Source organism: Pseudolysinimonas sp. 10J20-29 (assembly GCF_055809595.1).
This window is the reverse complement of record NZ_CM147917.1, coordinates 1,313,822-1,339,109: the sequence shown is the minus strand read 5'-3', so window position 1 is coordinate 1,339,109 and position 25,288 is coordinate 1,313,822. Positions and strand designations below refer to the sequence as shown.

The following is a 25,288-nucleotide window of genomic DNA, read 5'->3' as shown; positions in this document are numbered from 1 at the left end:
GAGTTCGTGTGCGGTTGGTCGCTAGTTGGAGCGTGCGGTCAGCCACACGGTGATCGCGACGATGGAACCCAGCACGAAGATCCAGACAAACAGCCCCTCGGACACCGGGCCCAGGCTGCCGAGGTTGAGCCCACCGGCCGACGGGTTGTCGTCGAGGTAGGCGAGGTACGAGATGATGTCGGCCTTGTCCTCAGGCGTGATGTTGAGGTCGCTGAACACGGGCATGTTCTGCGGACCGGTCACCATCGCCTCGTAGACGTGGACGGGGTCGATGTCCTGCAGGCTCGGGGCGTACTTGCCCTCGGTGAGCGCGCCACCGGCGCCGGCCACGTTGTGGCACATGGCGCAGTTGATGCGGAAGAGCTCGGCGCCGTTCGCGACGTCGCCCTCACCGGTGAGGTACTCGGCGGCCGGGATCGCCGGTCCGGGGGCCAGGCTCGCGGCGTACGCGGACAGCGCGGCGATCTGCTCCTCGGTGAACTGCACGGGCTTGACCTCGGCCTGCGGGCCGCTCGCGGCCATCGGCATGCGGCCGGTGCCGACCTGGAAGTCGACGGAGGCGGCGCCGACGCCGATCAGGGTCGGCGCGTTGTCGGTTCCCTCGGCGCTCAGGCCGTGGCAGCTGGCGCAGTTGGCGATGAAGAGCTTCTCGCCCTCGTCGACGAGAGCCTCCACCGACGCGGTGGACTGCGCGGTCGCGCTGGAGGTGAAGGCCGCGTAGGCGCCACCGGTCGCAACGAGGCCGATCACGAGCAGCGCCACGGAGGCGAGCGGGGAGCGACGACCCGTGGCGCGGGTGCGGCGGAGCGGGGCGGATGCGGAGTTCGCCATGATTGCGGTGCGTTCCGTTCTGGGCAGGTCGAGTCGGCGGTTTAGCGGAGGACGTAGATGACGAGGAACAGGCCGATCCACACCACGTCAACGAAGTGCCAGTAGTACGACACGACGATCGCGCTCACGGCTTCCTTGTGCGTGAAGTGCTTGACCGCGAAGATGCGGCCGATCACGAGAAGGAAGGCGATGAGGCCGCCGGTCACGTGCAGACCGTGGAATCCGGTCGCGAAGTAGAAGACCGAGCTGTACGCGTCGGTCTGGAATCCGATGTGCTCGGTGACGAGCTGGGCGTACTCGTAGACCTGGCCGACGATGAAGATCGCGCCGAGCACGAACGTGGCGTAGAACCACTCCACCGTGCCCCACTTCCAGAACTGCCAGGGGCCGCCGGTGCGGCGGGCCTGCAGGCGCTCGGCGGCGAAGACGCCGGCCTGGCAGGTGAACGACGACGACACGAGGATGATCGTGTTGATCAGCGAGAACGTGATGTTGAGCTTGTCCGACTGCTCCGCCCACAGCTCGGGCGACACCGAGCGCAGCGTGAAGTAGACGGCGAACAGGCCAGCGAAGAACATGACCTCGCTGCCCAGCCACACGATCGTGCCGACCTGAGCGGTGTTCGGCCGGTTGATCGCCGTCATGGCGGGCGGGCTGGAAACAGACGTACTAGTCACCCATCCATTATGGCCGATATCGTTCCCGGCGTTTTCCCATCCAGGGGCCTGTCGGGGGCAACTTCGCTGAAATTTTCCTTTGTTTGCGCCGGTACGATGCTGGCCATGCCCACCGAATCGTCCTGGCCGACCCTGATCACCCGGCTTCTCGCCCACGAAGACCTCTCGATCGCCGACGCCACCTGGGCGATGGAGGAGGTGATGGCGGGGCGCTCCACCCCCGCCCAGCTCGCCGGATTCCTGGTCGCGCTGCGTGCCAAGGGGGAGACGGTCGACGAGATCGTCGGCTTCCGTGACGCGATCCTGGCCAACGCCGCCCCCATCGACATCGAGCCTCTCGCTCTGGACATCGTCGGAACGGGCGGCGACCGCTTCGGCACGGTCAACGTCTCGACGATGTCATCGATCGTCGCCGCGGCGTCCGGCGCGAAGGTCTTGAAGCACGGGAACAAGGCAGCGAGCTCGGCCTCCGGCTCCTCCGACGTGCTGGCAGCCCTCGGCGTCGACCTCACGATCGACGCGGCGCGGGTCGCGGAGATCTTCCGTGAGCAGGGCATCGGCTTCGCCTTCGCGGCGATGTTCCACCCGGGATTCCGCCACGCGGGGCCGACCCGCGCCGAGCTCGGCATCCCGACGGTGTTCAACTTCCTCGGGCCGCTGTGCAACCCTGCGCGCCCCGAGGCCTCCGCGGTCGGCGTCGCCGACCTGGCGAAGGTGCCGCTGTTCGTCGGGGTGTTCCGCACGCGCGGCGCGACCGCGCTCGTGTTCCGCGGCGATGACGGCCTCGACGAGCTGACGACGACCGGCCACAGCCACCTCTGGGAGGTGACGCGCGGGGAGGTCCACGAGCACGATCTCGATCCCGCCGACCTCGGCATCGCGCGCGCCAGCATCGACGACCTGAAGGGCGGGGATGCGGCTCACAACGCCGCCATCGCGCGCGCCGTGCTGGCGGGGGAGTCGGGACCGGTGCGCGACATCGTCCTGCTGAACGCGGCCGCGGGACTGGTGTCGTGGGAGCTCGCGCGGGATCCCGCGCAGGTCCAGCGCGACATCCGCGAGCGCTTCGCCGAGAAGATCGCGGTCGCCGCGGCGACCATCGACTCGGGGGCGGCGACCGCGAAGCTCGACGACTGGGCGGCGGCGACCCGCGACGGGCGCTGACGCCCGCGAGCGGGCTCGGTGTGCACGCGCGACCTCTGGCGCAATCTAGGCTGGAGGCATGTCGAAGGTTCTGAGCAGTCTCCCCATCGGTGAGCGAGTTGGCATCGCGTTTTCGGGAGGGCTCGACACGTCGTGCGCCGTGGCGTGGATGCGTGAGAAGGGTGCCATTCCCTGCACGTACACCGCCGACATCGGCCAGTACGACGAGCCCGACATCGACGCGGTGCCGAGCCGCGCAGGGGAGTACGGCGCCGAGCTCGCGCGCCTCGTCGACGCCAAGACCTCGCTCGTCGAGGAGGGCCTCGTCGCGCTGCAGTGCGGCGCCTTCCACATCCGCTCCGGCGGCAAGACGTACTTCAACACGACTCCGCTCGGTCGCGCCGTGACCGGCACCATGCTCGTGCGCGCCATGAAGGAGGACGGCGTCGACATCTGGGGCGACGGCTCCACCTACAAGGGCAACGACATCGAGCGGTTCTACCGCTACGGTCTGCTCGCCAACCCGAAGCTGCGCATCTACAAGCCGTGGCTCGACAGCGAGTTCGTGAGCGAACTCGGCGGACGCACCGAGATGAGCGAGTGGCTCGTCGCCCGCGGCTTCCCGTATCGCGACGCCACCGAGAAGGCCTACTCGACCGACGCCAACATCTGGGGCGCCACCCACGAGGCGAAGAACCTCGAGGAGCTCAGCTCGGGCCTCGACATCGTCGAGCCGATCATGGGTGTCGCGTCCTGGCGTGAGGACGTCGAGATCGCGACCGAGGAGGTCTCGGTGCGGTTCGAGGCCGGACGCCCGGTCGCCATCAACGGCGTCGAGTTCACCGACCCCGTCGCGCTGGTCCTGGAGGCGAACGCGATCGGCGGACGCCACGGACTCGGCGTCTCGGACCAGATCGAGAACCGGATCATCGAGGCGAAGAGCCGCGGCATCTACGAGGCGCCGGGCATGGCGCTGCTGCACATCACCTACGAGCGGCTGCTCAACGCGATCCACAACGAGGACACCGTCGCCAACTACCACAACGAGGGTCGGCGACTCGGGCGTCTGATGTACGAGGGCCGCTGGCTCGACCCGCAGTCGCTCATGCTGCGCGAGTCGCTGCAGCGCTGGGTGGGCTCGGCGGTCACCGGCGAGGTCACGCTGCGCCTGCGCCGCGGCGACGACTACACGATCCTCGACACGACCGGGCCGGCGCTCAGCTACCACCCCGGCAAGCTGTCGATGGAGCGGGTGGGGGATGCCGCCTTCGGTCCCGACGACCGCATCGGCCAGCTCACCATGCGCAACCTCGACATCGCCGACTCGCGTGCGCGCCTCGAGCAGTACGCGGCCGCGGGACTCATCGGCGGACCGACCGGCGACCTCGTCGGGCGGCTCGAATCGGGCAATGCGGCCGACATCCTCGACCCCGCGGAGGAGCACTCCAAGGCGGAGGACGAACTCGAGCGCGCGACAGACGCCGCGAACGAGGGCGCTGCCTTCGACTCCGGAACGGACTAGTCGGCGACTACTGCGAGACGGTGCGGTACTCCACGCCCAGCTCGTCGATCCACTGGTTGATGACCTTGCGCTGGCTCGCGTCGCACACCCGGCCGTAGCCGTAGCTGACGTCCCAGTACTGGTACGCGCTCGTCCAGACGCGGCGGTCGAGGGTCCAGCTGCCCATGGCGTCGAGCGCGTAGCAGTCCGCCATGAACTCCCAGTCGCCGCCGAAGCTCTCCAGGGCGGTGTCGGTGGCCTCGGGGTTGGTGAACTGCAGCACGTGAGCGTACTCGTGGAGCGTGACCAGCTCGCGGCCCCAGTCATCCACCGAGGCGTGTTCCAGGTCGGCCCGATCCAGGTGGATCACGTAGGGATCGTCGCTGATGACGCAGCCGAGGACATCCTGATCGCACAGCTTGTCGGCGTTGTCGTAGGCGAGCCGGGCGAACCCGTCGCTCACCTCGTCGAGCACGCGCTCCGCCGTCGTTCCGGTGGAGTTCTTTGCCGCTTCGGCTTCCGCCGCGCTCAGGATCTCGCTCAGCTCGGCCGTGTAGCCGCGGATCTGCTCGGTGTGCTGAGCGACCATCCCGGGCGATCGGCGGTTCGCCCACGCGGTCGCGGCAACCCGCTCATAGTCGTCGAAGGGGACCAGTTCGGCCATCTGGGCGCCGTCGAGCGCGAGCGCGGTGTCCATGAGCTCGTCCATGGCGGCGCCGAACACCTCCTTGTTGTCGAGGAGGTCGTTGAGCTCGCCGATCTCATCCTGCTGCTCGGCGATCTGGTCCTGGGCGTCGAAGAACTGGACCGCGAGATAGGCGAGGCCGCTGAGCGCCGCCACCAGGAGGACTGCGAGCGCAATGATCCAGCCGCGGGCGCGGCGCGGTCGTCGCGGCGGAGCGGAGCCGACGGTGCCCAGCTCCGCGGAGACGCCCGTGAGCGTGGGCGGAGGAGGCGTCGCGGCCGCGGGCGTCGGATTCCGCGAGGGGGGCGGCGGATCAGCGTGAGTCACGCGACCAGTCAAGCACGCCGGATTGACTGAGGACTACTCGATTCGCGTGAATCTGGGATGACGAGTCAGGAGACCTCGACCAGATCCCACTCCTGGAACTCGGCGACCTCGGGAAGCCAGCGGGACTCGACGAACTGCACGTGATCCGGGTGGTCGTTGTAAGCCGCATAGGCGGCCTCATCGGCAAAGCGCATGGAGAAATGCCAGGTCAGGGGGGACTTCTTGCCGATCTGCTCCGAGACGGTGAAGTCGTCCACGCCCGGGATCGAGGCGAGAATGCGGCGCCCGGTGGCCAGGAAGTCCGCCTCCGCTTCGCTTCCTCGGGGGTGAGTCAGGCGAAAGGCCACGGTGTGCTGAATCATCGTTCTTCTCTCTGTCGCGACGCTGCGGGGGAGTGCGGTCACCAGGAACCGGGGGAGTAGTCCTTCAAGAAGACGCCGAACAGATCCTCGCCGGCCTCGCCGCGCACGATCGGGTCGTATACGCGCGCGGCGCCGTCGACCAGATCGAGCGGGGCGTGGAAGCCCTCCTCGGCGAGCCGCACCTTGGTCGGGTGCGGCCGTTCGTCGGTGATCCAGCCGGTGTCGACGCTGGTCATCAGGATCCGGTCGCTCTCGAACATCTCGCGCGCGCTTGTGCGCGTGAGCATGTTGACGGCGGCCTTGGCCATGTTGGTGTGCGGGTGTCCGGGGCCCTTGTAGCCGCGGCCGAAGACGCCCTCCATGGCGCTCACGTTGACGACGTAGGTGCGTCGCGCGGGGGAGGCCGCGAGCGAGGCGCGCAGCTTCGAGATGAGGATAAACGGCGCCGTCTCGTTGGCGAGCTGCACCTCGATCATCTCGAGCGGCTCCACGTTGTCGACGCTCTGCGTCCACGAGTTGATGTGTGCGAGATCCGGCACGAGGCCGCCGGCATCGATCGCGGTGCCGGCCGCGAGCCGGTCAAGCGAGGAGGAGCCGGCCGCGAGCGCCGCCTCGGTGAGCTCCTCGGCCTTCGCAGCGGCCGCGGCGAGGATCGGATGCGCCGCCACCGACTGCGCGAGCGCGAGCGGGTGCGGGTCGTTGGTGTGGCCGAAGGTCTCCAACTCGGGCAGCGGGCCGTCCGGGAGCGGGGCGAGTTCGGCATCCACGAGCGGCTGGTAGGCGCCGGGGGAGCGGCGCACCGTCTGTGCGGCGTTGTTGATCAGGATGTCGAGCGGTCCCTGCGCGGCGACCGACTCGGCGAGGCCGATCACCTGTGACGGGTCGCGCAGGTCGATGCCGACGACGCGGAGTCGATCGATCCACTCGGCCGAGTCGGGGAGGCTCGTGAAGCGGCGCACCGCGTCGCGCGGGAAGCGCGTGGTGATGGTGGTGTGGGCACCGTCGCGCAGCAGACGCAGCGCGATGTACATGCCGATCTTGGCGCGGCCGCCGGTGAGCAGCGCGCGCTTGCCGGTCAGGTCGGTGCGCGCGTCGCGCTTGGCGTGGCTCATGGCCGCGCAGCTCGGGCAGAGCTGGTGGTAGAAGGCGTCGACGAGCGTGTAGTCCTGCTTGCAGATGTAGCACGCGCGCGCCTTCTTCAGGACTCCGGCGGTCGGCGCGGTCGTCGCCGTCGAGATCGGGATGCCGCGCGTCTCGTCGTCGATCCGGTCGGGGGCGCCGGTCGCGGTCGCGGCCACGACGGCGCGGTCGTGCTCCTGGATGCGGGCTCGCGTCTCGAGCTTGCGCTCGCGCTTCGCATCCTTGAAGAACTTCGCCGTGGCACGTCGCACGGTCTGGAAGTCCGGGTGCTCGCGGTCGACCTTCGAGAGCTGGCCCAGGACGCGCAGCGTGACCTCGAGCTCGGCGGGGTCGATCCCGCTGGGGGGCATGGGGTCGTCGGAGGGCACAGAGCATTCTCTCACCGCAGAGAGGGCGCGCGACGCCGTTCAGCGTTCGCCCGAGGACTGGACGTCAACGGGACGGCCGGAGTTGGCCCAGTCGCGTGGGGTCGTGCCGAAGTGGCTCTTGAACTCGCGACTGAACTGGGAGGCGCTCGTATAGCCGACGCGCGTGGCGGCGTGGGTGATGCCGGCGCCGTTCGTGATGAGCATGGCGGCGTCGTTGAGTCGGAGCGACTTGAGGTACTTGAGGGGGGAGAGGCTCGTGGTTGCCTTGAAATGGCGGTCGAACGCGGCCCGGCTCATGCCTGCCCGATCCGCGAGGTCCTCGATGGCGAGCGGTCGGTCGAGGTTGGTGCGCATGTAGGTCAGCACGCTCGTGAGCTCGTGCGACGGGCCACCCAGGGCGCCGAGAACGGCGCCACCGGCCGGGCCGTCGAGCACTGCGTAGAGCAGTTCGCGGAGACGCCCCGGACCGAGGATGTCGAGAGCCGCCGGCTCGTCGAGAATCTGGATCGCGCGCAGCAGTGCCGTCTCGAAGCGGTGATCCCAGTCGGCCACGATCAGTCCGGCCGGCTTCTCCGACGCTCGACGTGAACGAGGCCGCGCGGCCCGGAACGCGATCAGCAGCTCCGCCATCGTCCGGCTCTCCAGATCGAGCAGGACGCCGAGGACGGGATCGTCGGTCGTCGCGACCGGAACCTCGGCTTCGAGGGGGGTCGGCATCGTCGCGCAGAGGTAATGGTCGGGGTCGTAGGTGTGGGTGCGGCTGTCGTGGTAGGCGTGCTTCGAGCCGGACACGACGACGCACACGCTCGGGTCGTAGACGCCGGGAACTCGTTCGACCGGCGACGAGACGCGGAAGAGCCGGACCCCGTCGAGAGGGGTCTGGTGGACGCCGTCGCCAGGGGCATGGCGAGCCACCAGGTCTCGGATCTCCGTCCGGAGATCGGATGCATCGTGGGTGATCACTGGAATCAATCTGAGGGAAACGGGCAACTATTCGCGGCAAAATCGCTATATCTGGCCGCGTGCTGAGGCTTAGCGTATAGCCATCGACCCCGCAGGGCAACCATCCGCTCGTTGTCCTGGACCCACTGCAAAGGAATCACATGACCACGATCGATGCCCTTCCCGGCTGGACCCCCGACCACCTCGACTCGCTGGAGGGCAAGACCTACCTGATCACGGGCACGACCGCCGGTGCCGGCTACGAGGCCACGCGCATCCTGCTCTCCAAAGGGGCGAAGGTCGTGATGCTCAACCGAAGTGCCGAGAAGTCAGCGGATGCCGTCAGTCGGTTGAAGCAGGAGTTCGGCGCGGGCACCGACGTGAGCTCGGTGCGCATGGATCTTGCCGACCTCGCGAGCGTGCGCACGGCGGGGGAGGAGATCCTGGCGACCGTGCCTCAGATCGACGCGCTGATCTGCAACGCGGCGATCGCGCAGGTGCCGACGCAGAAGCTCACCGTCGACGGCTTCGAGAGTCAACTCGGCACCAACCACTTCGGGCACTTCGTCCTGGCGGGGATGCTGTTCGACCGCATCGACGAATCGCACGGGCGAATCGTCGTCGTCGCCAGCCTCGGCTACATGATGGGGCTCAAGACGATCAAGTTCGACGACATGAACTGGGACAACGACTACAACGCGAACAGCGCCTACAGCCAGAGCAAGCTGGCCCAGATGATGTTCGCGTATGAGCTGCAGGACAGGGTGAAGGCCGCCGGTAAGAACGTCGAGGTGTACGTCTGCCACCCCGGATCGTCCGCCACCTCGCTCATCAAGACGAGCGGGAACCTCGCGATGCGGTTCACGTTCTACCTCATGACGCTGTCGCCGCTGGTGCAGTCGGCCGAGAAGGGCGCGTACCCGGAGGTGATGTGCGCCACGGCGGACGGCCTTGAGCAGCGCGCACTGTACGGGCCGACCGGACGCCGCGAATGGGTTGGGCCGGTCGGCAAGGGAACACTGAAGCCGTACGCCTACGACAAGGCCGTGATGCAGCAGCTCTGGACGCGCTCCGAGCAGGCGACGGGATTCCACTGGAACCTGGCCTGACTCGAGGCTGTCGACCCGCGGCGCGCGATCGCTCAAGCGCGCCGCGGGCTCGGCAAGGGAGAGCGAGCGGCCGGTGAGAACTTCCCTGATCTGACATAATGAAGATTATCGGATACTGAAAACCCGGCGGAACGGGCCCATCCGCAGGATTCAGGCGCGGTTTCTCGCCTGGGTGGCGTCCGGTCCGCGCAGCGCCGTGACGTGATTCGGGCGACAGCGCTGACTCGCGGCATCCGTTGACACCGTTGTCGGCTCACGTGAGCGCGCTCGGAGCGCCCTGGCGCTGGGTCAGGCTGACGGTGCGAGCGATCGCAGCGTCGTGACCGACCGAGGCTTCACCGTCATTGCTGACATAACGAAGACGCCCCCGTCAGCCAGCGAGTCGCGCGAGCCCCGTGCGCACGAGATCCGCCAGATGGGCGGGCTCCAGCTCGAAGCCGTCGACCTCGCCGCCGTCGAGCTCCGCCAGCGGGATCCAGCGCCACTCGACGATGTCGACGCGCTCCTCGTCGGTCCACTCCTCGCGGGACGGCTCGAACTCGGTGACCCGCTCCAGATACCAGGCCCAATGACCGGTCTGGTACGGATGCCAGCGCTGATCGGGGTCGAAATCCTCGTCGAGGAACGGCGCACCGACCGTCTCCAGGCGCAGCCCGGTCTCTTCGTAGACCTCGCGCTTCGCGGCGTCGTCGTGCGTCTCCCCCGGGTCCACTCCCCCGCCGGGGGTGATCCAGCGCGGCGGGACGTCCCGCGTCTTGCCGTACTGCAGGAACATGAGCACGCGATCGTGCTCGTCGACGAGCAGGACGCGCGAGAGCGCCCGGTGCGCCATCTCAGGCCTGCTGGAAGCCGCTCACGTCGCCGACGTAGCGCGTGTTGTCGGCGGGAATCGGGTCGATCGCCGCGTGGGCGACCTCGGCCGCGAACTCGGAGACGGTGAACAGCTTGCCAGCCTCCTCACGACGCGCCTCGATGGCGCCGGGGCGCGCCCGGTCGAGCAGCGTCGCGGTGATGGTGCCTTCGATCATGTCGCCCGAGACGACGACGAACTCGATGCCCTTCTCGGTGAGCATCGGCAGTCGCTCGCGCAGGGCGTCCTCGCCCGCGCGCTTGCTGCGGGCGACCGGCTCGTACTCCGGCATCGTCGACACCGTATTGATGAAGTGCGCCTGGTGGCTCGTGACGAACACGACGCGGCCGCCGGCCTTCATGAGCGGCAGCGCCGACTCGAGCACGTTGACCTGGGCGTCGCGGTTCAGGCGCAGCGCGTAGTCCTCGCCCATGCCGCTCTCCATGCCGCCGGAGGCGTTCAGGACGAGCAGGTCGAGCCCGCCCCAGGCCTCCTTGATGGTGCCCATCATGGTGGCGACGGACTCCGGCGAGGTGAGGTCGGCGCCGATCGCGAGCGCCTCTCCCCCGGCGTCGACGATGCTCGCGACGACCTTGTCGGCGCGAGGCGCCTTGGCGCGGAAGTTGATGACGACCTTGGCGCCGGCGGCGGCGAGATAGCCAGCCGTGTCGGCGCCGATCCCTCGGGAGGATCCGGTGACGAGGGCGCGAACGCCGTCGAGAGAGGCGGGAGGGAGGACGGTCGAGTCTGCGGCGCTGTTCACGAGTCTCGACTGTAGCAATCCCAAGGCCCGAACTCGTCCCCGCTCGCTGTCTCCGGGGGTGATAGCGTCGAGCTAACGTCGGAAAGCGCCGACGGAGCACGAAGGGTGAACGCGCCGATGTGGCTCGATCTGACGCAGTATCTGTGGATCGTCTGGCTGGTGTTCGTCTTCCTGTTCATCGTCGTCGAACTGCTCACCCTCGAGTTCACGTTCCTCATGATCGCCGCGGGCAGTCTGCTCGGCGGGCTCGGCACGAATCTTCTGGGCGGCCCGTGGTGGCTGCAGATCGGCCTCGCCGCGGTCATCTCCGGGCTGCTGATCTTCACGATCCGTCCGCTGCTGCTGAAGGCGCTCAAGAAGAGCGCCGACCCGACGAAGAGCAACGTGGACGCGCTGTTCGACCTGGGCGGCCGCGTCATGACGCGCTTCGTCGAGGGCGCGGGCATCGTCAAGCTCGACAACGGTGAGACCTGGACGGCGCGGCTCGCTCGTCAGGCTCGCGATGCCGCGCTGGACGAAGGCGACCGCATCGTCGTCACCCGCGTCGACGGGGCCACCGTCGAGGTCGCCCCTGAAAGCTCTGCCGCTGCGCCCGGCTCCCCCGGCGCCTGAGTTCACCCGCGAAAGGATCTCTCATGGAAATCGGCGACTTCATCGGGCAGCTGTTCATCATCGCCCTGCTGGTGGTGCTCGGCATCTTCGTGCTCACCACGCTGTTCCGCGCGATCCGGATCATTCCGCAGGCCTACGCTGGCGTCGTGGAGCGGCTCGGGAAGTACCACAAGACCCTCTCCCCCGGCCTCAACATCCTCGTGCCGTTCATCGACCGGGTGCGCCCGCTCGTCGACATGCGCGAGCAGGTCGTCTCGTTCCCGCCGCAGCCGGTGATCACCGAGGACAACCTGGTCGTCTCGATCGACACGGTCGTGTACTTCCAGGTGATCGACGCACGCGCGGCCACCTACGAGATCGCCAACTACCTCGGCGCTGTCGAGCAGCTCACGACCACGACGCTCCGCAACGTCGTCGGCGGTCTCAACCTCGAAGAGGCGCTCACCAGCCGCGACAACATCAACGGCCAGCTGCGCATCGTGCTGGACGAGGCGACCGGCAAGTGGGGCATCCGCGTCGGCCGCGTCGAGCTGAAGGCGATCGACCCGCCGCACTCTATCCAGGACTCGATGGAGAAGCAGATGCGCGCCGAGCGCGACCGTCGCGCGGCGATCCTGACGGCGGAGGGCACGAAGCAGTCGGCGATCCTCGAGGCGGAGGGCTCGCGTCAGGCGGCGATCCTGCAGGCCGAAGGTGACGCCAAGGCCGCGGTGCTGCGCGCCGAGGGCGAGGCGGAGGCGATCCGCACCGTGTTCGAGGCGATCCACAAGGGCAACCCCGACGAGAAGCTCCTCGCCTACGAGTACCTGCAGATCCTCCCCAAGCTCGCCAACGGCGACTCGAACAAGCTCTGGATCATTCCGAGCGAGCTCACCGAGGCGATCAAGGGCATCGGCAACGGGTTCCTCGGCGGGGCGACCCCGCCGTCGAAGTAGGTGGCCGCCGGTTCGGGGCCGTCGGTCTTCTTCGACGCCCCGACGCCGCGCGTCCTCGCCCATCGCGGGCTGGCCGTCGACGCGCCGGAGAACACCCTGCTGGCCTTCGCGCGCGCGGTGGCGCTCGGCGTCACCCACATCGAGACCGATGTGCACGTCTCGGCCGACGGCGTCGCGATCGTCAGCCACGACCCCGATCTGACGCGCGTCGCCGGTCGCGATGCCACCGTCGCGCAGCTGACGGCGGCGGAGCTGGCGCAGGTGCCGCTCGGCGAGGGGCAGGGATTCGTGACGCTCGCCGATGCTCTGGATGCCTTCCCCGACACCTGCTTCAACATCGACATCAAGACGGCGGGCGCCGCCCTTCCCGCGGCGGCGGCGATCCGAGACCTCCGCGCGACGCGCCGGGTGCTGGTGTCCTCCTTCAGCGAGTCCCGTCGCCGGGCGGCCGTGGACGCACTCCCCGGGGTGGCGACCTCGCTCTCGGCAAGCCGTGCGATTCCCGCGGTGCTCGCGGCCCGAGCCGGCGCGATCGCACCGCTGCGAGGCATCCTGGGCGGCGTCGACGCCGTGCAGTTCCCGCTGCGGATGGCCGGGCTCCCGGCGATCACGGCACGCTCGGTCGAGAGCTTCCACCGCGCGGGCATCGAGGTGCACGTGTGGACGATCAACGACGCCCCGACGATGGCGCGGCTGCTCGAGATCGGCGTCGACGGACTCGTCTCGGACCGCTCCGACACGGCTCTCGCCGTCGTGCGCGAACGCCCTTCCTGAGCGACGCTCGGGGGAATCTCGCAATCCGTCACGAGGCGCCTGTGAAAGGTCTGTAAACGCACCCGCGGAGGCATGTTCCTCGCCACGCTGACGTTATACATGAGTGCCGGATCGGCGCGCGTGCGGCAATCCGCCGGCGCCCGCTTCGATCGGGAGAGCGCAGAGGAGGCCACACGATGGCAGATCGTAGTTTGCGCGGCATGCGACTTGGTTCACAGAGCCTCCAGACGGAGGACGGTGTCGAGTTCTCGCCGCGAAAGAAGAGCATTTACCGCACTGACGACGGCAAGACCTTCGAGGTCACCTTCTCGTCCGACGCCGAGGTGCCGGAGACGTGGGAGTCGCCGCGCACCGGTCTCGAGGGACGGCTCGTCGCGGAGGACGGCACGCTCGTGCAGTCCGACGAAGCCGAGACCAAGGCTCCGCGCACTCACTGGGACATGCTGCTCGAGCGCCGGACGCGCCCCGAGCTGGAGGAGCTCCTGCAGGAGCGCCTCGAATACCTCCGCGCGCGCCGCGGAGCTTCGAAGACCGGTCGCAAGACGGCATAGGTCTCCCGCCGAACGACGGGTCTTCGCAGGGCCGCTGTCCTTTTCGGGCAGCGGCCCTTTCGCGCGCTCAGCGGCGCGTGACGCGCCGACCCGCGAACGCCGCGAGCAGAAGCCCGACGAGACCCAGTGCTGAGACGCCCCACTCGATCTGACGGCCCAGAAGCACGGCCGGAGTGGTCGAGGTCCCGAGCGGAACGTCGACCACCATCGCGTCCGCGGTGTACCAGGTCAGCTCGTCCAGGATCGTGCCGTCAGGGGCGATGATCGCGCTCGTGCCGACTGTCGAGATGTTGACGACCGAGCGGCCCAACTCGATCGCGCGGATGTGCGCGATCGCGAGCTGCTGCACGCTCTCGTCGGTGCGCCCGAAGTCGGCGTTGTTGGTGGGGGCGAAGACCAGATCCGCCCCCTCGCGCACGGTGTCGGTCATGATCTGGTCGTCCACGATGTCGAAGCAGATCGCGACGCCCGCCAGCAGGTCCTCATCCAATTCGAGCACCGTGTCGGTCGTTCCCGGGGTGTACTCGCGCCCGATCAGATCGATCAGGTCGGGGGCGAACTGGCGCCAGAAGTCGCGATCCGGAACGTACTCGCCGAACGGCACCGGGTGCTTCTTGTCGTAGTAGTCGCCCGCGCCCTGCCCGTCGCGCCAGACGACGGCGGTGTTGAAGTACTCCGTGTCGGTCTCGGGGTCTCCGCCCTCGGGCAGTCGTGCCGTGATGATGCCGGAGACGAGCGGAGCCCCGGCGCGCTGCGACACCTCGTCGAAGATCCGCGCCGCCGAGGCGCTGCGCAGCGGGTCGAGATCGCTGCCGCCCTCCGGCCAGACCACCACGTCGACGTCCTCGCCGTAGATCGGCTCCGTCGCGGCGACCTGCGCCAGCAGGTTGTCGCCGGTGCGCTCCGGAGGATCGAAGTAGCTGGTCTTGCCGTTGCCCTGCACGGCGGCGACACGGATGCTGCCGTCGGTCGCCGAGGGGAAGGCGGGGAACACCATTGCCACGAGCAGCAGGGCGAGGTAGGCGGTTCCGAGGCGCAGCACCGAGAGCCGCGCGGGCGCGCCGCCGGCCGCCCGTGCTCCGGCGGCGTCGCGGGCGCGCCATGCCTCCTGAGCGAAGGCGAGCCCGGCGGCCGCGAGGAAGACGAGGAGGAAGCTCACGCCGGACACGCCGAGCCAGCCGAACAGGGCCGCGAACGGGCTCTCCGACTGCGAGAACGCGACCCTCCCCCACGAGAACCCGCCGTACGGCCACACGCTGGCGATCGCCTCGCGCGCAGTCCACAGCCCCGCCACGAGCGCCGGAACCAGCAGGCCGTCCCGCCGGGCCCGACCAGACCCGCGGCGCCCAGCGGTAGACCAGGCTGATAGCCGCGGTGCCGAGCATGACCCACAGCGCCATCAGCGTCGACAGCGCCGACCACGGGATCGGACCCAGGAACAGCGTCGCCCACTCGATGTGCGGGAAGTAGAAGCAGGCTCCGAACACGAGCCCGACCAGCAGCGCGGGGCCGGGGCGTCGGCCCTGGGCCGCCAGCAGCACGAGGGCGACGGCGGGGATCGCGAGCGGCCACCAGTTCCGGTCGGGGAACGCGGCGTCCAGGATCGGCCCGGCGGCCGCGGCGACCACCAGCGCGACTCCCAGGGGAAGCGGCGCGCGTGCTGCGTCGGGTTTCATTCAGGCGACTCCGGAGTACGCGACGATGCCACGTCGGATTCCGTCGATCGACTGGCGCGCGGTGCGGCCGAGCTCCCCGTCGGCCACGAGCGAGAGCTGGTCGAGCAGGTCGACGGCCTGCTTCATCCAGCGGATGAAGTCGCCGGCGGCGAGGTCGGCGTCACGCAGCACCGCGTCGAGGGAGGCGCCCTGAGCCCAGCGGTAGGTCGCCAGGGACAGGCCGTGCGAGAGCGGGCCCGTGCTCGGCAGCCGTCGATCCTCCTCCATGATCGACAGCTCGGCCCAGATCGTCTCGGTCGCGTCCTTCGCGGCGCGGAACGGTCCGCGGGGCAGGTCGCGGTCCTGGATGTCGCGCTCTTCGCGCCGCGGCTCGAAGACGAGCGAGCTCGCGAGCGCGGCGAGGGCCGGTGCGTCGAGCCCGGTCCAGGCGCCCCGGCGGAGGCACTCGGCGACGAGCAGGTCGCGCTCCCCGTAGATGCGGCGCAGCGCGCGCCCCGGCGCCGTGGCGCCCCAGACGCCGTCGCGGTGCTCCAGATAGCCGAGGTCCAGCAGCAGATCGCTGATGCGGTCGAACACGACCGAGACGGCCCCCGTGCGCCCGCGGATCTGCGCGCTCAGCTGGTCGTTCTCGCGCTTCAGCCGCCACCAGCGCTCGGCCCAGCGCGCGTGCGCCTCGCGATCGTTGCAGCTGTGGCAGGCGTGCTGCTTCATGCGCCGTCGCAGGTCGGCGATCTGCCGCTGACGGCGATCGCGCACGCTGCGGCTCTCGCCGCCCACCTCGGCGCCCCGCTGGCCGCCGCGTCCCTCGCTCCGCGCGTTCTTGCGCTCCAGGTCGCTCAGCTCGCGGCGCAGCTTCGAGTACTCGGGGAAGTCGCCGAGGTGGCAGGTCATCGCCTCGGCGTAGCCGCGCAGCGCCTCCTCCTGCTTGCGCACGCGGCGGGCGAGATCGACGACCGCCCGGTCGGCCTGGAACTGCGCGAAGGAGCTCTCGAGGATCTCGCGCGTGCGCTCGCGCCCGAACTGCTCGATCAGGTTGACGGCCATGTTGTAGGTCGGGCGGAAGCTGGAGTTCAGCGGATACGTCCGCCGGGAGGCGAGCGAGGCGACCGCCTGCGGGTCGAGCCCCGCCGTCCACTGGATGACCGCGTGACCCTGGGTGTCGATGCCTCGGCGTCCGGCGCGGCCGGTCAGCTGGGTGTACTCCCCCGGCGTGATCGGCACGCGCGCCTCGCCGTTGAACTTCTCGAGCTTCTCGAGCACCACGGTGCGGGCGGGCATGTTGACCCCGAGCGCGAGCGTCTCGGTGGCGAACACGGCCTTCAGGAGCTTGCGCTGGAAGAGCTCCTCGACGATCTCCTTGAAGGCGGGGAGCATGCCGGCGTGGTGGGCGGCGACGCCGCGCTGCAGCCCGTCGAGCCACTCCCAGTAGCCGAGCACGCCGAGATCCGGATCCGGGATCGGACGCGTGCGCTCTTCGACGATCGCGCGGATCTCGTCGCGCTCCCATCGCTCGGTGAGCCGGATGCCGGAGCCGACCACCTGCTTGACCGCCGCATCGCAGCCGACGCGGCTGAAGATGAAGAAGATCGCGGGCAGCAGCTCGCGGGATTCGAGGAGGCTGATCAGCTCGGGACGCCCCACCCGGTCTCCCCCGCGATCGCGGAAGCCGCCGCCGGAGCTGCGTCGGTACCGGTCGCGCCCCGGATGCTGGCGCGGATACGGTGCGCGTCCGCCGCTCGCGGCGAGCCGCACGAGCTCCGGGTTCACCCGCAGCGCCGTCGAGTCGGTCGTGCCGTCGAAGAGGTCGTGCAGCTTGCCGCGCACGAGCACGTGCTGCTCGAGCGGCACGGGGCGCTCCTCCGAGACGATCACCTCGGTGTGACCGCGCACCGCCTGAAGCCAGTCGCCGAACTCCTCGGCGTTCGAGACGGTCGCGCTGAGCGAGACGAGCCGCACGGCGGGCGGCAGGTGGATGATGACCTCCTCCCAGACCGCTCCGCGGAACCGGTCGGCGAGGTAGTGCACCTCGTCCATGATGACGAAGGCGAGATCGGTGAGCAGCGCCGAGTCGGCGTAGAGCATGTTGCGCAGCACCTCGGTCGTCATCACGACCACGCGGGCTCCTGAGTTGATGTTGCTGTCGCCGGTGAGCAGCCCGACCTGTGCGGCGCCGTGCTCGGCCGCCAGCTCGCTGTACTTCTGGTTGCTGAGCGCCTTCATCGGCGTCGTGTAGAACACCTTGGCGCGCGGGTCGCGCAGCGCGAGGTGCACGGCGAACTCGGCCACGATCGTCTTGCCCGCACCCGTGGGCGCGGCAACCAGCACGCTGTTTCCCGCCTCGAGGGAGGCGCAGGCATCGCGCTGGAACGGGTCCAGATCGAACTGCTGGAGCGCGCGGAAGCGCTCAACCTCGGGGCTGCCCTGGCGGGCCTTCGCCCGGACGTAGCGCTCGGCGGGTGTCAGGCTCACGCGTTCACGCTAGCTCTCGCCGATGAACGCCGCTTGGCGCTTCGCGACGCGGCGGTCGTGGAGGAGGGCGATTCCGACGGCGATGAAGTACAGCGCGATCATCGGGATCGCCAGCAGGAACATCGAGATCACGTCGGCCGCGGGCGTCACGATCGCCGTGAAGATCGTGATGGCCAGGATCGCCCAGCGCCAGCCGGCGAGGATCGCGCGGCCGGAGAGCACGCCGACGAAGTTCAGCAGCACCAGGAACACGGGCAGCACGAACGCGATGCCCGAGGCGATGACGAGCTTCAGGACGAAGTCGAGGTAGGTGCGGGCGTCGAAGAGCGAGGTCGACTCGGCCGGAATGAAGCTCGCCATGAGCTCCACGATGTGGGGCAGGATGAACCAGCCGGTCGCGCATCCGGCGAAGAACAGCGGCACGGCCGAGAAGAAGAATCCGAAGGTGTAGCGCTTCTCCTTGCGCGTCAGCCCCGGCACCAGGAATGCGAAGATCTGGTACAGCCACACCGGGCTCGAGATCACCAGCCCGACGACGATCGAGATCTGCAGGTGCTGCTCGAAGCCGCCCGTGATGGTGCCGTAGTTGAGGTTGACCTCGGCGGTGTCGATGCCGCGTGCCGCCGCGATGCGCACGATCGGGTCGTAGAGCGCCGCCCAGACCGGGTCGTACAGGAACCAGCCGCCGATCGCGCCCAGCACGATCGCGCCGGCGGCGCGCATGAGCCGCTTGCGCAGCTCGATGAGATGTTCGCCGAGCGACATCCGGCCTTCGGCCGTGCGACCGCGCCGCGTTCGAGCGGCCACCGGCTACTTCGAGTCGGACGACTTCTGGTCGCCGTCGTCCGCGGCCGAGGAGGCGTCGGGAGTGGGCGTGTCGTCGCTCTTGATCTCGTTGCGGAAGATCTTCATCGACTGGCCGACGCTGCGGGCCAGCGCGGGGAGCTTCGTGGCGCCGAACAGCAGCAGCACGACCACGAGCACAATGAGGAAGTGCCAGCCGGAGAGGTTGCCGAGCATGGACGATGTCCTTCCGTTGGGAGGGCCGTCGAAGGATCCGACGTCCGTGAAGTTCTCAGGCCATTCTAGGCCCGTCAGCGGTAGCGGGCCGCTCCTTCGGCCGCCCAGGCGCGGACTGCCTCCCGCGCCTCCGGCGGCGACACCACGTGCACCATGCCGGGAAGCCCCGCCACCAGGCGCTTCAAGCCGTGGAAGTGCGAGACGCGGAGGGTTGCGCGAACGCGATCGCCGTGGACTTCGGGGGCGGAATCGTCGTGGAGGTAGTCGTCGAGCAGCGGCATAGCGGCGGCGGCGACCTCGATCGTCACCTCGAGGTCGTCGGGCGAGGTCTCGAACAGCGTCTCCGGCACCTGGATCTGGCCGGCGTGGTGCTGAATCGGCTCGTCGGTGACGACCGCGTTCGCGATCCGGTCGAGGCGGAAGATCCGAATCGCCTCGCGCAGGTGGCACCAGCCGCGCAGGTACCAGTCGGCGTCGGCCGACTCGACGCGCAGCGGGTCGATGCGGCGTCGCTCGCGGTCGCCGCGCGCGTTGAGGTAGTCAAATTCCAGCTGCATGCCGCGATCCAGCGCCGTCCGCACGAGGCGCAGCGTCGCATCCGAGGGCGCGGAAGCGTCAATGGCCAGGGCGCTCGGCGCCGCGGAGGCGCTGCGCGAGAGCTTGGCCATGAGCGAGTTGAGGGCCGCGCGGTCGGCGTTCTCGGGCACCGCCGACAGGTACTGCAGGCCCGCGATCACGGCCGCCGCCTCGCGTGCCGAGAATCGCGGCGAGCCGTCGATTGCGACGCGGTGGGTCAGCACGATCTCGTCGTCGTCCTCGAACGAGTCCCACGAGATGTCGAAGAGGTCGCCGTGCTGGTACAGCGTGGTCTCCCCCGGCACGCCGCTGACCGCGATCAGTCGCACGGCCTCACGGATCTGCTCGGGCGTCATCCCGAAGTGCTCGGCGGCGTCGCTGACCGAGACGCGCTCGTGGTCGACCAGCCAGGGCACGAAGGACAGCAGGAACGTCAGCTTGTCGCGGGCCACGAGCGGCGGATTCTTGCGGGACTCAGCCATGGGCGGCCGCCGTTCGCTCGAGTCGCTCGCGCACGTCGTCGCGCAGCTCCGGCGGTGAGAGCACCAGCACCTCCGGGCCGAAGCCGCTGAGCTCGTCGGCCAGGATCGCCCGGTCGATGTAGCGCAGCCGCAGGCGGTCCGGGCCGATCTGCGCGGTCGTGGTGCGATGGGCGAGCCGCAGGGCGGCGTCGGAGCCGGGGCTCACCTCGACGTCGGCGACCTGCTCGGCGGCGACGGCGTCGAGCCGCGCCATCGCCTCGGCCGTGTGGTCGCCCGGCGGCACCGAGACGGGCCGGCCGAGCGTGACCTGGCCCACGATCCGGCGCAGCAGGAACATCTTGGGGATGCCGGTGTCCAGCTCACGACTGGACAGGTGCCAGCGCCCCTCATAGTTGACGAGCGCCAGCGGCACGACCGAGCGCTCGCGCGCCGCCTGCTCGCCGGGCTTCAGGTAGTCGAAGCGCACGCTGACGCCCTGGTCGATCGCATCGCTCAGGGGTTCGAAGGCGGCATCGCCCAGGCGCACCCGCGGTGCGAAGCCGATGACCGGCTCGGTCGCGGCGGCGCCGAGGGAGCGGAGCTTGATGAGCGCGCGGCGCGACTCGGCGGAGAGCGACCCCTCGCGCCAGACGCGGGCCGCGAGCGTGAGCAGCGTCGACTCCTCGGGCGTGAAGGTGATGTCCTCGGGCAGCTCGTAGCGGCCGCGCGGAATGCGGTAGCGCTTCAGCTGGTTGTTGCCCGGGTCGCTCGGGGAATCGATCGTCTCGAGCGGAACGCCGAGCTCGCGGATGTCTTCCTTGTCGCGCTCGAACTGGCGCTCGAGATTGGCGTTGCTGCCCCCCGCCGTGTAGCGCTGGCTGTAGCCGTGGACCGTCGACAGGATCTCGTTCTTCATCAGCCCGACGTCGGTCGCCAGAAGCGCCAGCACGAGGCTGAAGAGCCGTTCCTCGACCGGGACGCGAGCAGGTTTGGAAGACACGGCTGTCATCCTAGAGCGCGCGGGGCCGGGGTGAGCGCTACTCGACGATTCCGAGGACGTCGATCACCATGATCGTGTTCGCCTCGCCCTCGGTCGCCGGCGGGCTGACGACGAGCAGCTGCGAGCCGACCGGCGCGCCGGTCACGGCGGCGAGGAAGCCCTCGGGCAGCTCGTCCGAGCTCACGGTGAACGTGGCGGCCGTGCCCTCCGACCAGGACGAGGTCGAGGCGGTCGCCTCTCCGCCGGCGGCGGGCCAGTTCCAGACGGAGTAGTGGGCGACGATCTGGTCGCCCTCGGCAACGGTCGCGCCTCCGCCGAGCTTGATCGTCGCGATCTGCAGCTCGGTCGGCGGGGCCGAGGTCGGCACGCTGATGCCGGGCGTCCCGTCCACCGCGGTGACGACGGTGGGCATGCCGTCCACGGGAAGCTGGTTCACCCCGTCGGCCTTGCCGAGGTACACGGCGGCGACGTCGAAGACGAAGACCAGCGTCTCGTGGTCGGCGATGCCGCTGGTCTCCAGCGTTCCCTCGCCGTAGGCCTCGCCTGCGGTCATGGTGAGGGCGAAGCGCTCCCCCGCCTGCGCGCAGATGAGCGCTGTCGGGACGGGGTTCTCCGTCTCCGCGGGAATGAGCGTCGGGCTCGACGCGTCGTAGCTGGTGCCGCCGAGCGGAACCACCGCGCTGCCGGCGTAGATCGTGAACTCCGCGGCGACCTGCGAGCCTTCGGCGGCCGGCGTGCCCGAGCCCTCGACGAGGGTGACGCGCTGGGCGCCATCCGTCACCAGCGGAGTCGGGAAGTCGACATCCGGAGCCGCGCCGAGCGCGCCGGTGGCCGAAACCAGATCGACCGTCGACCCGCCGTCGTAGGCGAGCGTGCAGCCGTCGATGGTCGCCGGGCCGGCGGCGGTGCAGGCCGACAGGGTCGCGACGAGAGCAGTGGCGGCGAACAGCGCGGGAATCTTGCGCACGGAGAGATCCTGCTTTCTGGGTGCTAAATCGGTGGACGGCCGTGGGGCTGAACCGCCACCACTCTAGTCGTTGGGCTGTGTCTCCTCGGTCGCCGCGCGCGCCTCGGCGATCGCCCCGGCCTCCCGCACGACCTTGCGCAGGCGCTTGTCGCTCTTCACACGGTCGCCGACCGCCCCGGGGGTCCACAGCTCGACGTCCTCATCGCCGTACTCCGTCTTGGAGGCGCGGCGCGCGACGGGAGGCAGCACGGCGCCGGGCGCGAGCCGGCGGGCGGTGAGCAGGAAGGCGGTGTGGCCCACCATGCGGTGGTCGGGCCGAACGGCGAGCCCCTCCACGTGCCAGCCGCGCACGATGGTCTCGCTCGACTGCGGGTCGGTGAAGGCGCGAGTGGCTCGGATCGCCTCGGCGACGCGGGAGAGCTGCGTCACGGTCGCGACATAGCAGAGCAGCACGCCGCCGGGCACGAGCGCGTCGAGGGCGACGTCGAGGCACTCCCACGGGGCGAGCATGTCGAGGATCACCCGATCGACCGAGGCGGGCTCGACGGCGCGCGGCAGCGCGTCGACCAGGTCGCCGATCTCGATGCTCCAGTTCTCGGGGGTCTCGCCGGTGTGCGCTGTGACGTTGGCGCGCGCGACGTCGGCGAACTCCGCGCGGCGCTCGAACGAGATCAGCTCGCCGTGCTCGCCGATGGCGCGCAGCAGCCACATCGACAGCGCCCCCGAGCCGACGCCGGCCTCCGCCACGCGGGCGCCCGGGAAGATGTCGGCGAGGGCGAGGATCTGGGCCGCGTCCTTCGGATAGATGATGGCCGCGCCGCGCGGCATCGACATGACGAAGTCGGAGAGCAGCGGGCGCAGCGCCAGGTACTGGTCGCCGTTGCTCGCGCTCACGACGGAGCCATCGGGGGCGCCGATCAGCAGGTCGTGGTCGAGCATGCCGCGGTGGGTATGGAAGACCGCGCCGGGCTGAAGCGAGATCGTGTGCAGACGTCCCTTCGGGCCCGTCAGCTGCACGCGCTCGCCCACGCGGAACGGGCCGGAGAAGCGCGTCATCGCGCTGCTCCGCTCGTGTGGGCCTCGAGGATCGGCGCCAGGTCGCTCGGAACGCGCCCCAGCAGTCCCTCCGGCCAGAGCGTGTAGGCGGCGCTCGGCGGAAGCGGAATGTGCAGCGGGACCGCGACGGTGGCGACGCCGGCGGCGACCGCGGAGGCCACGCCGGGTTCGGAGTCCTCGAAGGCGAGGCACGCGCGCGGATCGACGCCGAGAAGCTCGGCGGCCCTCAGATACGGCTCGGGATGCGGCTTCGGCTCCTCGACCTGGTCGCCCGCGACCACGACGTCGAAGGCGTCGAAGCCGATCGCGTCGGCGACGAGGTGCGCCATCCGGCTGATCGACATCGTCACGAGCGCGGTGCGGACTCCCGCCTCCCGCAGGGCCAGCAGGAACTCGCGCGATCCGGGGCGCCACGGAACCTCGGCGCGGATCTGCGCGGTGACCCGGTCGGTCATGGTCTGGACGATCTCCTCGACGGAGAGCCCGACCCCCCGCGAGCGCAGGATCAGCGCGGAGTGCTCGAGGCCCTGGCCGACCAGCTGGAGCGCGTCCTCGTGGGTCCAGACCCCGCCGTACTCCTCGACGAGGTCGTGTTCGGCGCGCATCCAGTACGGCTCGGAGTCGATCAGGGTTCCGTCCATGTCCCAGAGGACGGCGGCAGGCGAGGTGGCGGTCACGAGCACACAGTCTAGGCGCGCCCTATCCTGGTGAGGACGCGAGCGAACCGGCCCGCGGGAGGACGTGAGAGTGACTGACGCATCGGGTTTCGACGACGGCTCCGTGCTGATCGTCGCCTTCGAGGGCTGGAACGATGCGGGCGAGGCGGCCAGTGGGGCCGCGCGGGCCGTGCGCGATCAGCTGGAACTCGTGCCCCTTGTCGAGGTCGAGCCCGAGGACTACTTCGACTTCCAGTTCAACCGGCCGAGCGTCTCATTCGACGAGTCGGGCGATCGGGTGCTCGAGTGGCCGAGCGTCACGCTCTACGGCCCGGCCGGCGGCGGCCCGGGCATGCACGTGCTGCTCGGAACCGAGCCCTCGCGCGGCTGGAAGACCTTCGCGAGCGAGGTGATCGACGCCCTCACGACCGCCGACATCTCGGGGATCGTGTTCCTCGGTGCCATGCTCGCCGACGTGCCGCACACCCGACCGATCTCGGTCTTCGTCAGCAGCGAGAGCGCGGAGCTGCGGGCCGAATTCGAGCTCGAGCGCAGCACCTACGAGGGCCCGGTCGGCATCATCTCGGTGCTGTCGTTGGCCGCGCAGGCGGCGGGCATCCCGTGCATGTCGATCTGGGCCTCGGTGCCGCACTACGTGCACAATGCGCCCTCCCCGAAGGCGCAGCTGGCCCTGATCTCGCGGCTCGAGGACTTCGTGCCGGTCGTCGTCGCGCGCGGCAACCTGGTCGAAGAGTCGGCGGCCTGGGAGAGCGGGATCGATGCGCTCGCGGGCGACGACGACGACATGGCCGCCTACATCGCCCAACTCGAGCAGGCGCGCGACACGGTCGACTCCCCCGAGGCCAGCGGCGACGCGATCGCCGAGGAGTTCGAGCGCTACCTGCGCAAGCGCGACGGCAAGGCCGGCGGCGAGGACCGCCCCGGCGGGCCGTAGCTCCGCGGCGTCAGTACGCCTGGATGATGCCGAGCGACAGCAGCACCAGGAGCGCGCCGCCGAGCACGATGCGGTAGATCACGAACGGCAGGAACGAGCGCGTCTTGATGTAGCGCATCAGGAAGGCGATGATCGCGAGCCCCACGCCGAAGGCGACGACGGTCGCGAGGATCGTCTCGGGCCAGCCGTACGGCGACTCGTCGGGTTCTCGCAGCGCCGTCGCGAGCTCGTAGAGCCCGCTGCCGAAGACGGCCGGAACGGCCAGCAGGAACGAGAACTCGGCCGCGGCGGTGCGCGTGTAGCCGAGGGCGAGCCCGGCGCTCGTGGACGCCCCCGAGCGCGAGACGCCCGGGATGAGCGCGAGCATCTGCGCGAAGCCGATGGCGATGCCGTGGCCGTAGCCGAGGTCTTCCAGATGCCGGGTGCGGCGTCCGAGCCAGTCGGCGACGCCGAGCAGGATTCCGAACACGATCAGCACGATCGCGACGAGCCAGAGCGAGCGGAACGCTCCGCGAATGTACTCCTGGCCGAAGTAGCCGACGATCACGATCGGGATGGTGCCGAGGATGATGAGCCAGCCGAGGCGCACATCGGCGTCGCCCTTGAGAATTCCGGCCGAGTGCGAGCCGCCGCGGGCACCGAACGAGCGGAACCACTTCGAGAGGATCCGCCCGATCTGCTTGCGGAAGAAGATCAGCACCGCGAGCTCGGTGCCGAGCTGCGTGATCGCGGTGAAGGTGGCCCCGGGATCGGTCGCGTTCGGCAGGAATTCGCCGACGATGCGCAGGTGAGCGCTCGACGAGATCGGCAGGAACTCGGTCAGGCCTTGCACAAGGCCGAGGATCAACGCCTCGAGATAGCTCACGAGGGACGATTGTGTCA

At 69.6% G+C, this 25,288-nt stretch carries 26 protein-coding genes and 1 pseudogene; 8 read left to right on the top strand and 19 right to left on the bottom strand.

Annotated elements, in window-relative coordinates; genetic code table 11:
* Positions 1-21: 21 nt before the first annotated feature.
* Entirely contained in the window at positions 22-831 is an 810-nt protein-coding gene (gene qcrC, locus AC0L6Y_RS06500; protein ID WP_473549719.1) for a cytochrome bc1 complex diheme cytochrome c subunit, read from the bottom strand.
* A 41-nt stretch (positions 832-872) separates the two neighbouring features.
* Positions 873-1,475: an aa3-type cytochrome oxidase subunit III gene (gene ctaE, locus AC0L6Y_RS06495; RefSeq protein WP_473558321.1), complete on the bottom strand. Its 603-nt coding sequence runs from the start codon at positions 1,473-1,475 to the stop codon at positions 873-875.
* A 138-nt stretch (positions 1,476-1,613) separates the two neighbouring features.
* On the opposite strand from ctaE, the gene trpD reads away from it, so the two are divergent.
* Together trpD and argG are read left to right on the top strand one after the other, a co-directional pair.
* The gene (gene trpD / locus AC0L6Y_RS06490) at positions 1,614-2,672 is read left to right on the top strand and encodes an anthranilate phosphoribosyltransferase (protein ID WP_473549716.1); all 1,059 of its coding nucleotides are present in this window, start codon (positions 1,614-1,616) and stop codon (positions 2,670-2,672) included.
* Positions 2,673-2,730: 58 nt separating this feature from the next.
* Positions 2,731-4,173 carry an argininosuccinate synthase gene (gene argG / locus AC0L6Y_RS06485; RefSeq protein ID WP_473549714.1) on the top strand — a complete coding sequence of 481 codons (1,443 nt, stop codon included), beginning with the start codon at positions 2,731-2,733 and terminating at the stop codon, positions 4,171-4,173.
* Positions 4,174-4,180: 7 nt separating this feature from the next.
* On the opposite strand, the gene AC0L6Y_RS06480 is transcribed toward argG, so the two are convergent.
* From AC0L6Y_RS06480 to AC0L6Y_RS06465, 4 genes are all read right to left on the bottom strand, one after another.
* Entirely contained in the window at positions 4,181-5,164 is a 984-nt protein-coding gene (locus tag AC0L6Y_RS06480; protein ID WP_473549711.1) for a hypothetical protein, read from the bottom strand.
* Positions 5,165-5,229: 65 nt separating this feature from the next.
* Positions 5,230-5,526 (bottom strand): Dabb family protein, encoded by a 297-nt coding sequence (locus AC0L6Y_RS06475; RefSeq protein WP_473549708.1) that lies wholly within the window; start codon positions 5,524-5,526, stop codon positions 5,230-5,232.
* Positions 5,527-5,564: 38 nt separating this feature from the next.
* Positions 5,565-7,016, bottom strand: coding sequence for an SDR family NAD(P)-dependent oxidoreductase (locus AC0L6Y_RS06470; protein ID WP_473549704.1), 1,452 nt, complete (start codon positions 7,014-7,016; stop codon positions 5,565-5,567).
* A 57-nt stretch (positions 7,017-7,073) separates the two neighbouring features.
* Positions 7,074-7,997, bottom strand: a complete 924-nt coding sequence (locus tag AC0L6Y_RS06465) for an AraC family transcriptional regulator (RefSeq protein WP_473549701.1) — start codon at positions 7,995-7,997, stop codon at positions 7,074-7,076.
* 140 nt (positions 7,998-8,137) lie between these two features.
* Between AC0L6Y_RS06465 and AC0L6Y_RS06460 the strand changes: the two genes are divergently transcribed.
* Positions 8,138-9,085, top strand: a complete 948-nt coding sequence (locus tag AC0L6Y_RS06460; RefSeq protein WP_473549697.1) for an SDR family oxidoreductase — start codon at positions 8,138-8,140, stop codon at positions 9,083-9,085.
* Positions 9,086-9,455: 370 nt separating this feature from the next.
* On the opposite strand, the gene AC0L6Y_RS06455 is transcribed toward AC0L6Y_RS06460, so the two are convergent.
* The gene (locus tag AC0L6Y_RS06455) at positions 9,456-9,917 is read right to left on the bottom strand and encodes an NUDIX domain-containing protein (RefSeq protein WP_473549694.1); all 462 of its coding nucleotides are present in this window, start codon (positions 9,915-9,917) and stop codon (positions 9,456-9,458) included.
* Position 9,918: 1 nt separating this feature from the next.
* Positions 9,919-10,698 (bottom strand): SDR family oxidoreductase, encoded by a 780-nt coding sequence (locus AC0L6Y_RS06450; RefSeq protein WP_473558183.1) that lies wholly within the window; start codon positions 10,696-10,698, stop codon positions 9,919-9,921.
* A gap of 105 nt (positions 10,699-10,803) precedes the next feature.
* Between AC0L6Y_RS06450 and AC0L6Y_RS06445 the strand changes: the two genes are divergently transcribed.
* From AC0L6Y_RS06445 to AC0L6Y_RS06430, 4 genes are all read left to right on the top strand, one after another.
* Positions 10,804-11,310 (top strand): NfeD family protein, encoded by a 507-nt coding sequence (locus tag AC0L6Y_RS06445; RefSeq protein WP_473558179.1) that lies wholly within the window; start codon positions 10,804-10,806, stop codon positions 11,308-11,310.
* A gap of 23 nt (positions 11,311-11,333) precedes the next feature.
* Positions 11,334-12,245 (top strand): SPFH domain-containing protein, encoded by a 912-nt coding sequence (locus AC0L6Y_RS06440; RefSeq protein WP_473558176.1) that lies wholly within the window; start codon positions 11,334-11,336, stop codon positions 12,243-12,245.
* Positions 12,246-13,019, top strand: coding sequence for a glycerophosphodiester phosphodiesterase family protein (locus AC0L6Y_RS06435; protein ID WP_473558172.1), 774 nt, complete (start codon positions 12,246-12,248; stop codon positions 13,017-13,019).
* A 176-nt stretch (positions 13,020-13,195) separates the two neighbouring features.
* Positions 13,196-13,570, top strand: a complete 375-nt coding sequence (locus AC0L6Y_RS06430) for an RNA polymerase-binding protein RbpA (RefSeq protein ID WP_294179106.1) — start codon at positions 13,196-13,198, stop codon at positions 13,568-13,570.
* A gap of 67 nt (positions 13,571-13,637) precedes the next feature.
* Here the strand turns inward: AC0L6Y_RS06430 and lnt are convergent, their stop codons facing one another.
* The 10 genes and pseudogenes from lnt to AC0L6Y_RS06380 all read right to left on the bottom strand — a co-directional run bounded on the left by lnt (position 13,638) and on the right by AC0L6Y_RS06380 (position 23,472).
* The gene (lnt, locus tag AC0L6Y_RS06425) at positions 13,638-14,864 is read right to left on the bottom strand and encodes an apolipoprotein N-acyltransferase (protein WP_473558167.1); all 1,227 of its coding nucleotides are present in this window, start codon (positions 14,862-14,864) and stop codon (positions 13,638-13,640) included.
* Positions 14,865-14,979: 115 nt separating this feature from the next.
* Positions 14,980-15,246: pseudogene (locus tag AC0L6Y_RS06420) on the bottom strand (apolipoprotein N-acyltransferase); the annotation flags it as partial.
* Complete coding sequence (locus AC0L6Y_RS06415) at positions 15,247-17,715, bottom strand: DEAD/DEAH box helicase (RefSeq protein WP_473558164.1); 2,469 nt, start codon at positions 17,713-17,715, stop codon at positions 15,247-15,249. It abuts the pseudogene before it with no gap.
* A 9-nt stretch (positions 17,716-17,724) separates the two neighbouring features.
* Positions 17,725-18,480: a twin-arginine translocase subunit TatC gene (tatC, locus tag AC0L6Y_RS06410; RefSeq protein ID WP_473558318.1), complete on the bottom strand. Its 756-nt coding sequence runs from the start codon at positions 18,478-18,480 to the stop codon at positions 17,725-17,727.
* Between the two features lie 45 nt (positions 18,481-18,525).
* Entirely contained in the window at positions 18,526-18,735 is a 210-nt protein-coding gene (gene tatA, locus AC0L6Y_RS06405; protein WP_473558157.1) for a twin-arginine translocase TatA/TatE family subunit, read from the bottom strand.
* 74 nt (positions 18,736-18,809) lie between these two features.
* The gene (locus tag AC0L6Y_RS06400; protein ID WP_473558152.1) at positions 18,810-19,793 is read right to left on the bottom strand and encodes a helix-turn-helix transcriptional regulator; all 984 of its coding nucleotides are present in this window, start codon (positions 19,791-19,793) and stop codon (positions 18,810-18,812) included.
* The gene (locus AC0L6Y_RS06395; RefSeq protein ID WP_473558149.1) at positions 19,786-20,781 is read right to left on the bottom strand and encodes a helix-turn-helix transcriptional regulator; all 996 of its coding nucleotides are present in this window, start codon (positions 20,779-20,781) and stop codon (positions 19,786-19,788) included. Before AC0L6Y_RS06395 ends, AC0L6Y_RS06400 begins: the two co-directional genes overlap by 8 nt.
* 28 nt (positions 20,782-20,809) lie before the next feature.
* The gene (locus AC0L6Y_RS06390) at positions 20,810-21,739 is read right to left on the bottom strand and encodes an FKBP-type peptidyl-prolyl cis-trans isomerase (RefSeq protein ID WP_473558145.1); all 930 of its coding nucleotides are present in this window, start codon (positions 21,737-21,739) and stop codon (positions 20,810-20,812) included.
* Positions 21,740-21,802: 63 nt separating this feature from the next.
* Entirely contained in the window at positions 21,803-22,795 is a 993-nt protein-coding gene (locus tag AC0L6Y_RS06385) for a tRNA (adenine-N1)-methyltransferase (protein WP_473558141.1), read from the bottom strand.
* Positions 22,792-23,472, bottom strand: a complete 681-nt coding sequence (locus AC0L6Y_RS06380; RefSeq protein ID WP_473558133.1) for an HAD family hydrolase — start codon at positions 23,470-23,472, stop codon at positions 22,792-22,794. The genes AC0L6Y_RS06385 and AC0L6Y_RS06380 overlap by 4 nt, the downstream gene beginning before the upstream one ends.
* Positions 23,473-23,542: 70 nt before the next feature.
* Between AC0L6Y_RS06380 and AC0L6Y_RS06375 the strand changes: the two genes are divergently transcribed.
* On the top strand, positions 23,543-24,406 hold the full coding sequence (locus tag AC0L6Y_RS06375) for a proteasome assembly chaperone family protein (RefSeq protein ID WP_473558129.1): 864 nt from the start codon (positions 23,543-23,545) through the stop codon (positions 24,404-24,406).
* Between the two features lie 10 nt (positions 24,407-24,416).
* Here the strand turns inward: AC0L6Y_RS06375 and AC0L6Y_RS06370 are convergent, their stop codons facing one another.
* Positions 24,417-25,271 carry an undecaprenyl-diphosphate phosphatase gene (locus AC0L6Y_RS06370; protein ID WP_473558127.1) on the bottom strand — a complete coding sequence of 285 codons (855 nt, stop codon included), beginning with the start codon at positions 25,269-25,271 and terminating at the stop codon, positions 24,417-24,419.
* Between the last annotated feature and the right edge of the window lie 17 nt (positions 25,272-25,288).